The following is a 10,358-nucleotide window of genomic DNA, read 5'->3' on the forward strand; positions in this document are numbered from 1 at the left end:
CTTCCTCAGTAGAGGCTCATGCCCCCATCGATCACCAGCGATTGCGCGACGATCAGATCGGCCTCCGGCGAGCACAGGAAGCCAACTAATTTGCCGATGTCAGCGGGCATCGCGGTCTGCCGCGCCGGCGCAGTGGCGCGGAACATGTTCATGCGCTGCTCGGCCAGTTCATCGCCGCGCACCGCCCGCATCGCAGCCGTCTTTACCGCTCCGGGTGCTACGGCGTTGACGCGGATGCCTTGCGGGCGCAATTCCGCCGCGACGTAGCGCAACAGATGCTCGAGTGCCGCCTTCGGCACGCCCATCAACGCATAGTCCGTCAGCACACGGTGGGCGCCCAGCGAGGTCACACCGATCAGCCAGCCGGCGCCGCGCCGACGCATGATCGGCGAGGCAGCCTGGGCGAGGTAAAGGAAGGCCGAGCAGGTGATGTCCATCGCGCGGGTCCACTCTCCTGCACTGACCTCCATCAATGGCTTGGTGACGGGCTCAACGGAATTGGAGACGACGATATCTGGGCCTCCGAGCTTGTCATCGATCTTTGCGATCATCGCGAAGAGTTCGTCGCGTATGGTCACGTCGCACCGGAAAATCTCGGCGCGGACACCGAGCTCGCGTGCGGCGTCTGCAGTCTCGACCGCGCCGTTTTCGTCGCGTGCGTAGTTGACGGCAATGTCGGCGCCGAGCCGGGCCAGTTCGATCGCGATGCCTTGGCCTATCCCGCGCGACGCGCCAGTGACCAAGGCGGTTTTGCCAACAAGCGGACGGCGGGGTACCTGCATGGAGGCGGTCATGGCTCATTCCTTCCAAATTGCGACATGCTTGTCTTCCCGTACACCGGTAAGGGCGGTGCGTTGACCGTAACTACCCAGATATTCAGCGCATCCGCATAGGCGAGTGCGTATCTTTCGACTGCGCGGATAAATTTGATTCCAGCTTCGGAGTCGGCAGATTGGCCCAGCCAAATTTCGTCTACGCAATCGACTGGCAAGTCGTCATAGCTGGCCGGTTGGCGGTCGGCCGTACGCGCGGTAACGAAGTTCTGCACGTAGCCGGCAATGCCAGGCTCGGCCTCGATCCAACGAGCAAATTCGCCGTTCCAGCGTTGTTTGAAGGCGGCTGGGTTCAATCCCTCGCAACGGGTGACCAGCGAAATGCATTTGGTCCTGGCATTTGCTGCAACAGGAACGACCTCGGCCGGGTGCACAACAAAGGTTCGAAGCCCTTCGATGAATTTAGCCTCGTCTTCGACGAGAACGCGTATCATTTCCGGCGACATAACGCTCTTCGTGGCGCTCTCGTCTGCAAACTGGAGCTTGCAGATGCCGTCGATGGGCAGGGCAAATTCCTGGTTTCCCGAGCTGTGGTGATCGATCGCGTAGTTCTGCTCGTATCGCTGGAGCGCAGGGATAGTCACTGCGATCGGCGCATGGATGTCGCGCCAGTAGGCCTGGAACTCCGCCGGTTCCAGTTCCTGCTTCCTGCGGAATATGCTCATGCGTACGGTCACGGCGCGCCTCAATACATGATCCGGCCGCCGTCGACGCGGAAGCTCTGGCCCGACATGTGATTGGAGAGATCGGACGCGAGAAACAGCATTACGTTTGAAATCTGATCGGGCGTGGCGAGGCGGCCATTGGGCGAGTCGATCGCGTATTTGCGCATTTGCACCTCAGCTCCCCCCGGCTGCTTGAGCTGCGCCAGAGAATGCAACATGCGGCTATCCACCGCTCCCGGAGAGACGGCGTTAACGCGAACGTTGAATTTTGCCCCTTCTATGGCAGCGGTTTTGGTCATGCCGAGTACAGCGTGCTTGGACGCAGTGTAGGCGACGAGGCCGGGCGAGCCGATATGCCCAGCGATCGAGGATGTATTGATGACTACGCCGCCGCCTTGCGCGTACATGACCGGCAGCACATACTTCAGGCCAAGAAATACGCCTCGGATGTTGATTGCCATAACCTTGTCGAACACATGGTCTGGATAATTTACGAGGCTCTCGACTACGCCTTCCCAGGCCGCATTATTCAGGAAGACGTCGATGCTGCCGAACCGTTCGTGCGCTGCGGCGACATAGGCCACGACGTCCTCGGCTTTCGAGACGTCTGCCCTGACGAAAAGCGCCTCGCCGCCGGATTGCTCGATCTCGTGCGCGGCCCGCATGCCGTCATCTTCAGAGATGTCGACGATCACTACCTTTGCGCCAGCGCGAACGAATGTCTGCGCCGCGGCGCGGCCGATGCCACCCGCGCCGCCCGTGACAACTGCGACCTTTCCGGACAGATCGATCATTGAAGTGCTTTTCCATGAGATGCGATAGCCAGTTTGTCCTCGCCCCAGAGGCGGACGACAGCCTTGCCGCGCCGCGTGCCAGACCTGCAGTCGCTGAGGGCCTCTACGAAATCGTCGGTCGGTAAGACCTGGAGCTCCGGCAGGGTCAGACCATCTATGTAAAGTGCGATCAACGTTTCGAGACCTTCGCGTGTCCGCTCGCGCACCAGCCCGCCGGGGACAAAAGTGGCACCGACCGCAGCGAGTTTGCGAGCGTCCGGGCGAACGGCGCGCGGATCAAGCGTCGGAATGGTGACATAGCGGCCGCCGCTAGCGAGGCAGCCAATCAGACCATGTTGTCCGTCGTTGATCGCATCCACCACGACGTCGCACGTGCCGGCGGCCCGGATTTTTGTCGCCATATCCGGATCCCGATAATCGAACGTTTTGTAGGCGCCCCGCGCCCTGAGATATTCGGCGTTGGCGGGGCTGCAACTCGCAAGCACCTTGGCGCCGGCGCGAGCAGCTATCTGCACAGCGAAGCTCCCCACGCCTCCTGCGCCGGCATGAATGAATACGGTTTCGTTTGGCTTCATCGCGCCATGCAACATCAGGCTGTGCCACGCGGTCAGGCCAGCGATGGGCAACGAGGCCGCTGCGTCCAGAGGTAATCCCCTTGGGAGCCTTGCAGCGAGCCTCGGCTCAATCGCGATACACTCGGCAAAGGTGCCCCATCGGCCCTGCGACACGTCGGATTTGAGCACGACATGATCGCCGGGCGCAAAATCGGTGACCCCTTCACCGACTGTTGCAACGGTACCTGCGCCTTCGAGGCCGATTACGAACGGGAAGTGTGGGCGGAAGTGAGGGATAACTTTGAGATAGCCTTCCGCCGTCTTCCAATCGGCAGGGTTAATACCAGCAAAGCGCATCCTCACCAGGATCTCGCCAGCAGGCAACGCCGGTGTCGCGACGTCACCTAATCGCAGTCCGTCAAGTCCGTTCAGATGGTCGGCCACCAGCGCCTTCACGTTTCTTTCTCTCTCTTCATGTTGGCCGCTTATCCGAGGGTGGATAGGTGGCAGCGGCGCTCGGAACACCGCAGCCTCGGGCAGCGCGGTCGTGCCAGTTGATGCTGCCGTAAGGAAACACTCGGCGGCAGCGCGTTCAATAGGTTGACGTGGATCAGCCTGGGAGCAGAACGCCATCGCGGCCTGTGAAGGCTGCGATGTTGGGATTGTAGCGCTTGAGTATCTTTCCGTAGGGCAGGGTGAAGTTGTAGTAGCCCCAGGACGAGCGGACCATGTTCTGCACCGGCAGGCGGAAACATGGGTTGATAACCGACTCGGAATCGAAGGTGACGTTACCGGGGCCGCTGAACGCCTCGTACCTCCCGTCCGAGCCCTGTACGACGTTCTTCTGCGTGCGCAGCATAACAAGTTCAGCAACCTCGGGAGGTGCCCCTTCCTCGGGGCTTGGGATAACCTTGAGCGCCACTGCCGGCACGCTCGGTCCCGGCTCGAGGAATTCCCGCGGACGGAAAACGCCAGTCACGAGGCGTTTGCCTTTCGGACGCTCGGCCCAACCGATGATCAGGTTGTTCTCGCGCTCGAAGCCAATATTGGCGAACAACTTTGCGAAACCGTAGGGCTCTCGCCCCGTGATCAAGCCGACCTCGTTGTCCACCAGGATCGTGTCATAGTAGCAGACAGGCTCGCCTTCCCAGAAGCAGTTGATGCCAAAGATCGCCTCATTGTAGCAGCCCACCGTGCTGAAATGGAATTTGTTGAAGGTCACCTGAGCGAGGGTGGTCCTCTCCGGCAGCATCAACCCCTCCGGCAGGATGAGCGCCGCCGCTTCCGTCGGTGTCTCATAGACAAAGGTCATCGATTCAATATTGCGGAAGTAGTAGGGCGGCTTGTCGATGGGCGGGTTGCTGACTGGCATCGTGAACCCGAACCTGTCCGGGGTCATCTGGCCGTTCACGAGTTTTGCCACCATTGTCTCACCTATATTCTTTGGGGTTTTGCGAGCGCAGTGCGTTTACGGGAGCTTCACGAACTTTCCGTCCTGGATCTTCATAAAGTACATGGCGCTGGCACCCAGGCCGCGCTGGTTCGGACCGTAGGTGACATTGTCGACGATCCAGGCGCCGTTCCATTCTTTCATGCCTTCCATGGCGGCAATGACTTTTTCCTGGGTCAAGTCCGGGCCGGCGCGGGTCAAAGCCTCGACAGCGAGCTGGGCCATGTAGGTGCCTAGGAACATGTAGTTGGTAACATCCTTGCCGGGCAAATACTTAGCTGCGAAAGCCTTTAGTTCCTTCATTTTGGGGTCGTTCTCGTCCGCGACCAGCGAGGTTTGATAAGACGAAAATATCGCACCTTCTGCGGCTGGGCCGGCCAGCTTGCTTACGGAGATGTCGGCGGCTGCGTAGCTTACGAGGAACTGCGTTTTCAGCGCGAGCTTCGCGGCGTCCTTGAGGAATTGCGAAAGCGGCTTTGGGGCGGGCGCGAGGATAACAACATCGGGCTTGGCCACGCGCAACTGCAACACTGATGAGGAGAAGTCGAGGTCGGCCGGGTTATAGGGAAGCGCAGCGACCAGCTCCATGTTTCGCTTCTTCAGTTCCTCGGTGACGGCGGCGAGTTCGTCCTTTCCGAAGTCGTCGTTCTGGTACCAGATCGCGACTGACTTCGCCCCGAGCTTATCGACCGCATAGTTTGCCAGCATCCGCCCGTCGGTGACGTAGTCCGGATACATCTGGAAAATGTTCTCGTACGTCAGCAGGCGCTTGGAGCCGGTCATCGCCGGAACGACCGGGATATTTCGTTCCTTGAGGTAGTCGGCGATCGCCGCCGTTGTCGCCGCGCCCAGCGTGTTCATCATAAACACCTTGTCGGACTCAACCAGCTTCTTAGCGACGCCGACTGTCTTGGAGGGATCGTAGGCGTCATCGTAATAGATAAACTTGATCTTGCGACCATGGACGCCGCCCTGCTCGTTGACCATATTGAAGTAAGCTTCGATCGTCGGGTAGACGACGCCGCCGGCTGCCGCGAGCGGGCCTGTCAGCGGGGCATTGGCACCGATGAGTATCTGGTCGGTGGTCACTCCTTGGGGCGCCTGCTGCGCTCCAACTGCACCGGCGAACGCGATCGCAGCTACGGCCACGAGCGTCCTGACGACGGCTACTGGGTTGAATATATTGGATGGCATAGGTCTTCCTCCCTGATTGTCAATGAAACTCACCGCCGGCTTTGCGTGTTCTCGCAGCCCTTCGGTTCTTCATCAGATCGCGGACGGGATTCCGGCCGCTTGATCGTGGCGTCGGCCGAGGCCAGCTAATCCTTGTGAACTACCCTCCGAGATAGGAACGGCGAACCTCGTCGTTGCGCTTCATCTCTGCGGCAGTGCCCTCGGCCGAGATCTCGCCGGTTTCCAGAACATATGCGTAATCGGAGACGTCCAGCGCCATGTTGGCGTTCTGCTCGACCAGCAGAATGGTTGTGCCGCGCTTGCTGATCGTGCGAATAATCGAGAATATTTCCTGCACCAGGATTGGCGCGAGACCCAGCGAGGGCTCGTCGAGCAGCAGCAGTTTGGGCCGTGCCATCAGGCCGCGACCGATCGCTAGCATCTGTTGTTGACCGCCGGAGAGCGTCCCTGCGAAGTCCTTCGTCTTGGTTTTAAGAATAGGGAACAGGTCGAAGACGTCATCATAGTCCTTCACGACCTCGGAGCGATCGCGGCGCGAATAGCTGCCGAGCCGTAGGTTCTCGTAGACCGTAAGTTCGGGGAACACCTGCCGGGCTTCCGGCACCATGACTATCCCGCGACTGACTATGCGATCGGGCTTCAGACGGTCGGTGCGCTCACCCTCGAAACTGATCGAACCGCTGCGCGGGTGGAGCAGGCCGCTGATTGTTTTCAAGACGGTTGATTTGCCCGCCCCGTTCGCGCCGAGAAGAGAGACGACGCTATGCCGCTCAACCTTCATCGAGATGCCGCGCAACGCTTTAACGCTGCCGTAGTTGGCGTGAACGTCGTCAAGCTGCAGCATGCTCAGGCTCCTGCTTTCCCAGATAGGCCTCGATGACCAGCGGATTGCGGCTGATCTCATCGGGCGTGCCGTGGGCGATACGGCGGCCGAAATCCATGACGTAGATTTCGTCGCAGATGCTGCGGACAAGTCCCATGTCATGCTCCACCAACATAACGGTGATGCCGTCCTCGTCGCGCAGGCGGCGGATCAGGTCTGTAAGCTCCTTTGTCTCGCTGGGGTTCAGGCCGGCTGCCGGTTCGTCAAGCAGGATCAGGCGCGGCTTCGACACCAGCGCGCGGCCGAACTCGACCATCTTCTGAAGACCGTACGGCAACGAAGACACCGGCGCGTGGGCGAAGGACATCAGACCAAAGCGTTCCATTACCGCCACGGCCCGGCGGCGGACCTCCGATTCATTCCGCCGAGAGCCCGCGAGAGACAGCGCGGCTCCCCAAAATCCGCTTCTGATTTCGCAGTGCTGACCGACCAAGAGGTTGTCTTGCACGGTCATGGAGCGGAACAGTTCCATGTTCTGGAAGGTACGAGCGATGCCGCGCGGCAGGACTTGGTGCGGGCGCGCGGACAGAAGGTCGACGCCGTCGAAGCGGATCGCGCCGCTGGCGGGTTGGTAGTAACGGGCGATGCAATTGAAAACGGTCGTCTTGCCGGCTCCGTTCGGACCGATCAGGCCGACGATGGCGCCCGGATTGACCCCAAGACTGAAGTTGTCTACGGCCTTGAGACCGCCGAAGGCAATCGACATGTTCTCAATTTCGAGGAGCGGGCGCGAGCTCATGGCGGGACCGCTCAATCTGCCTGGGAAACAGGCTTTGCGGCGGCGGATGTGCCACGGATGGCGCTGACAAATAAGCCGACGACTGTCGCGTAAATGCCTGCCAAACCCTTAGGAAAGAACAGGATGATGATCAGTAGAGCGCCGCCAAACAGGATGCCCGACAGGCTCTTCGATCCGACAAAGAATTGCGGCGCCGCGGTCATGAACGCTGCACCCAGCATCGCTCCAGGGATGCTGCCTACGCCTCCGACGAAGACCATGCATAAAAAGACCAGCGACATCCAGCTGTTGAAGTCGGATGGGCTGATGAAGCCGACGACATGGGCGTACAGGCTGCCAGCTATGCCAGCGAAAACAGCGCTCAGCACGAATGCAAGGATGCGGTAGCGGGAAAGGGGGATGCCCATGGCCTCCGCGCCCGCCTCGCTGTCGCGCGAGGCGATAAAGGCGCGGCCGATCTTGGAGTGCAGCAGGTTATTGGTCACCAGCATAACTACAACCAGCACCGCGAGTATCAGAAAATAAAGCTTGAACTCGCTGTCGAAAACAAAGCCGGCAATTGAAGGACGCGCGGGCTTCAAGCCGTTGTAGCCGTTGGTTACCGAATCCCATTTCATCAGGATGTGCGGCATGGCCTCACCGAGACCAAGCGTAGCGATGGCAAGATACAGCCCCGATAGCCGCAGCGCAGATAGCCCGAGCAGCAGTCCGGCGAGACCAGCAATTACACCCGATGCCACTAGAGCAAGCAGAAAGGGCAGCCCAAAATCCAGCGTCAGCAGCGCAGAGGAATAAGCGCCTATGGCAAACAGAGCAGCGTGGCCCAGCGAAATCTGCCCGGTGTAGCCGATCAGGAAGTCAAGCCCAATCGCCACGATCATATAAATGCCGACGAGGCACGCGAAATACAGGATATAGGTGTTGCCGTGGAATAGAAGCGGGAAGGCCACGGCGGCAGCCAGCAAAAGCAGCTTTCTTGCACGAGACAGACCCCGGGCGCTGGAATCAAATGGCGTGTGCTCCTCCGTTGCCTTTTTACCGAGCATCCGAATTGGCTTGCCAAGCATGCCTTCTGGCCGAATGCAAAGTACGGCGATCAGCAACACGAAAGAAAATGTGTCCTTGAGTTCGGTCGAGACGTAACCTGCCACGAGATTCTCGAGGACGCCCAACGTCAATCCGCCAAGCACCACGCCAGGGTAGCTTGTAAATCCGCCAAGCACCGCCGCCGTGAAGGCCTTGAGCAGTAGCACCGCCATCATGTTGGTATCGAGGAATGTCGTGGGTGCTACGAGGAAGCCGGCAACTCCGCCCAGGATGCCGCTCAGCGCCCAAGTCAGGATGAAAAGGCGATCAACGCTGATCCCCATCAGGCTCGCCGCCATCTGGTTTTGCGACAGCGCGCGCATGGCTATGCCGATCATGGTGAACTTGAAAAACAAGAACATCATGATCATGAGCGCGAAGGTGACAGCGAGATTGAACAGACTCTCTGGGCTGGCGACGATATCGAAGAAGATCACCGGGTCGCCGCTAAACACGGTCGGAAAGGATTGGGGATCCCAGCCCCATATCATCCCAGCAACTGCCGAGAAGATCATGTAGAGCGCCAGTGTTGCTACAATTACGGCCGAGCCACTCCTGGCGGGCCGTAGGATCAGTTGCACTGCAATTGCAAGCAATGCCGAGAAGATCAGGGCACCAACGAACGAAACGCCATAGGGCAGGCCAAATTGCTCCAGTAGCGTGTAACCGAAGAACGTAGACAGCATAGCCATTTGGCCATATGCGAAATTTATAAGGTTGGTCGACTTGAACACCAAGACTAGCCCCAATGCGACGAGCGCATAGAGACTTCCAATGGCAATGCCACTGAACACCAATTGTCCGAACATAACTGTCAGCTCCTACCCTTGATGATACAGCCTACCGGCCATTCACATCTTGACAGCGCGCTTACTAAGCGCTTGCTTACCTTGCATTGAGTGAAAGTTGAGTCAATGAAAATTTCGAGCGAGCCAAGCGTCGGCGGTGAGTTGTGGGAAATGTTGCCGGTTGGGCCTCGTCGTGCTCTGGCGCAGGCCGCCGCGAGTGAGTTCGGCAAGCGTGGCTATCACGCCACGACAACGCGCCACATCGCCGAGCATGTCGGCATGAGCCCAGCGGGGCTTTATGTTCACTACGCCTCGAAGGCAGAGTTGCTCTTTACAATTTCTCGAATTGGCCACGAGTCGGTGTTGTCCGAGAGTTCGGCGGCGCTGGAAGGAATTTCATCGCCAGATGAGCGAGTCCATGCTCTGGTACGGAGCTTCACGATCTGGCATGCGGTCAATCACAATCTCGCGCGCGTTATCCAATACGAGTTGCGCTCACTTGAGCCTAAGCACTATCAGGTGATCGCCGCTATCCGTCGGAGCACGGAAGCGCTCGCTGCGGAAGTGTTCCGGCCGCTTTTTCGCGATGCGGAAAGCTTGAGTATGCACACTGTCGCCATCCTGTCTCTCGGCATCGATGTTGCCCGTTGGTACGTACCTGGCCGATCCCCCGATCCGATAGTCTTGGGAGAGGCCTATGCGAAGCTGGCACGAAATCTGCTCAGAGCTTAACATGCTTCTGCCATTTGAAATCATTATCACAGTCTGAACCGCCGACGGCGTCGGGCTTGCGAATTTCAAAGCTCACCGGCCACCAACAAAGGCAACGGGCGCTGGAGGTCCGGGGACAAAAGCAGGGAGCTATTCCGCCCAACTCGCGGCATCGGCAGAGGCCGCAAGCGGAGGAGCTCAGGCCACGGCCACCATTATGCCCCGTCGCGGCTGTTCGAGCGTGCCAGTCTATCCTGTCCCAGGCAGTCGGCTACGATTTAGATCACTCCATATCGGGAATATCGCCGGCGGTGAACAACACCGTCGGTTCTCCGTATTCGCCAATCGCCGGGCTGGCCTCTCGGCACCAGGCGATGGCGCCGACATGCTTCGTCGCCAGTGCCCTCGCAGTTCGTATGGCGCGATCCTCCGACTGCTGCTGCTCGGGTCCGAATGCGCTGAACAGCACGCCCTCGTCGTCACGATCGAAGGCCTGGACCACAATCAGCTGCGGCAGTTCCGGTGATGCGGCTTCGACCATGGCTATCCATACCTTTTCAAGATTTCGTCGGTCGTCAGATAGGAAGGCCGCCACTCGACCGGGTTGAACTCCTCGTCCGATGAGAAGAGCGCCCAATAGGGTGCTTCTCCGTGATCGAGA

11 protein-coding genes are annotated in these 10,358 nt (G+C 59.3%); 1 reads left to right on the plus strand and 10 read right to left on the minus strand.

Annotated elements, in window-relative coordinates; all coding sequences use genetic code 11:
* Nucleotides 1-5 precede the first annotated feature (5 nt).
* From ICI42_RS19665 to ICI42_RS19705, 9 genes are all read right to left on the minus strand, one after another.
* Nucleotides 6-794, minus strand: a complete 789-nt coding sequence (locus ICI42_RS19665) for an SDR family oxidoreductase (protein ID WP_188166306.1) — start codon at nucleotides 792-794, stop codon at nucleotides 6-8.
* Nucleotides 791-1,510, minus strand: a complete 720-nt coding sequence (locus ICI42_RS19670) for an EthD domain-containing protein (protein ID WP_188166307.1) — start codon at nucleotides 1,508-1,510, stop codon at nucleotides 791-793. The genes ICI42_RS19665 and ICI42_RS19670 overlap by 4 nt, the downstream gene beginning before the upstream one ends.
* Before the next feature lie 8 nt (nucleotides 1,511-1,518).
* On the minus strand, nucleotides 1,519-2,292 hold the full coding sequence (locus tag ICI42_RS19675) for an SDR family NAD(P)-dependent oxidoreductase (protein ID WP_188166308.1): 774 nt from the start codon (nucleotides 2,290-2,292) through the stop codon (nucleotides 1,519-1,521).
* Nucleotides 2,289-3,302, minus strand: a complete 1,014-nt coding sequence (locus ICI42_RS19680) for a quinone oxidoreductase family protein (RefSeq protein ID WP_210317384.1) — start codon at nucleotides 3,300-3,302, stop codon at nucleotides 2,289-2,291. Before ICI42_RS19680 ends, ICI42_RS19675 begins: the two co-directional genes overlap by 4 nt.
* 154 nt (nucleotides 3,303-3,456) lie before the next feature.
* The gene (locus tag ICI42_RS19685; protein WP_210317386.1) at nucleotides 3,457-4,272 is read right to left on the minus strand and encodes an acetoacetate decarboxylase family protein; all 816 of its coding nucleotides are present in this window, start codon (nucleotides 4,270-4,272) and stop codon (nucleotides 3,457-3,459) included.
* Nucleotides 4,273-4,314: 42 nt separating this feature from the next.
* Complete coding sequence (locus ICI42_RS19690; RefSeq protein ID WP_188166311.1) at nucleotides 4,315-5,445, minus strand: ABC transporter substrate-binding protein; 1,131 nt, start codon at nucleotides 5,443-5,445, stop codon at nucleotides 4,315-4,317.
* A 184-nt stretch (nucleotides 5,446-5,629) separates the two neighbouring features.
* Nucleotides 5,630-6,334 carry an ABC transporter ATP-binding protein gene (locus ICI42_RS19695; protein WP_188166312.1) on the minus strand — a complete coding sequence of 235 codons (705 nt, stop codon included), beginning with the start codon at nucleotides 6,332-6,334 and terminating at the stop codon, nucleotides 5,630-5,632.
* Complete coding sequence (locus tag ICI42_RS19700) at nucleotides 6,321-7,112, minus strand: ABC transporter ATP-binding protein (RefSeq protein ID WP_188166313.1); 792 nt, start codon at nucleotides 7,110-7,112, stop codon at nucleotides 6,321-6,323. The genes ICI42_RS19695 and ICI42_RS19700 overlap by 14 nt, the downstream gene beginning before the upstream one ends.
* Nucleotides 7,113-7,123: 11 nt before the next feature.
* Nucleotides 7,124-9,007, minus strand: a complete 1,884-nt coding sequence (locus ICI42_RS19705; protein WP_188166314.1) for an ABC transporter permease — start codon at nucleotides 9,005-9,007, stop codon at nucleotides 7,124-7,126.
* Nucleotides 9,008-9,112: 105 nt separating this feature from the next.
* On the opposite strand from ICI42_RS19705, the gene ICI42_RS19710 reads away from it, so the two are divergent.
* Nucleotides 9,113-9,718 (plus strand): TetR/AcrR family transcriptional regulator, encoded by a 606-nt coding sequence (locus ICI42_RS19710; protein WP_188166315.1) that lies wholly within the window; start codon nucleotides 9,113-9,115, stop codon nucleotides 9,716-9,718.
* 262 nt (nucleotides 9,719-9,980) lie between these two features.
* On the opposite strand, the gene ICI42_RS19715 is transcribed toward ICI42_RS19710, so the two are convergent.
* Nucleotides 9,981-10,238, minus strand: a complete 258-nt coding sequence (locus tag ICI42_RS19715) for a hypothetical protein (protein ID WP_188166316.1) — start codon at nucleotides 10,236-10,238, stop codon at nucleotides 9,981-9,983.
* Nucleotides 10,239-10,358 lie beyond the last annotated feature (120 nt).

It is taken from the genome of Oryzicola mucosus (assembly GCF_014534685.1).
Taxonomy (GTDB): Bacteria; Pseudomonadota; Alphaproteobacteria; order Rhizobiales; family Rhizobiaceae; genus Oryzicola; species Oryzicola mucosus.

Coding starts and splice junctions, on each gene's coding strand:
- ICI42_RS19665 (WP_188166306.1), bottom strand. CDS start 794: ATGACCGCCTCCATGCAGGTACCCCGCCGTCCGCTTGTTGGCAAAACC.
- ICI42_RS19700 (WP_188166313.1), bottom strand. CDS start 7,112: ATGAGCTCGCGCCCGCTCCTCGAAATTGAGAACATGTCGATTGCCTTC.
- ICI42_RS19710 (WP_188166315.1), top strand. CDS start 9,113: ATGAAAATTTCGAGCGAGCCAAGCGTCGGCGGTGAGTTGTGGGAAATG.
- ICI42_RS19675 (WP_188166308.1), bottom strand. CDS start 2,292: ATGATCGATCTGTCCGGAAAGGTCGCAGTTGTCACGGGCGGCGCGGGT.
- ICI42_RS19695 (WP_188166312.1), bottom strand. CDS start 6,334: ATGCTGCAGCTTGACGACGTTCACGCCAACTACGGCAGCGTTAAAGCG.
- ICI42_RS19715 (WP_188166316.1), bottom strand. CDS start 10,238: ATGGTCGAAGCCGCATCACCGGAACTGCCGCAGCTGATTGTGGTCCAG.
- ICI42_RS19705 (WP_188166314.1), bottom strand. CDS start 9,007: ATGTTCGGACAATTGGTGTTCAGTGGCATTGCCATTGGAAGTCTCTAT.
- ICI42_RS19685 (WP_210317386.1), bottom strand. CDS start 4,272: ATGGTGGCAAAACTCGTGAACGGCCAGATGACCCCGGACAGGTTCGGG.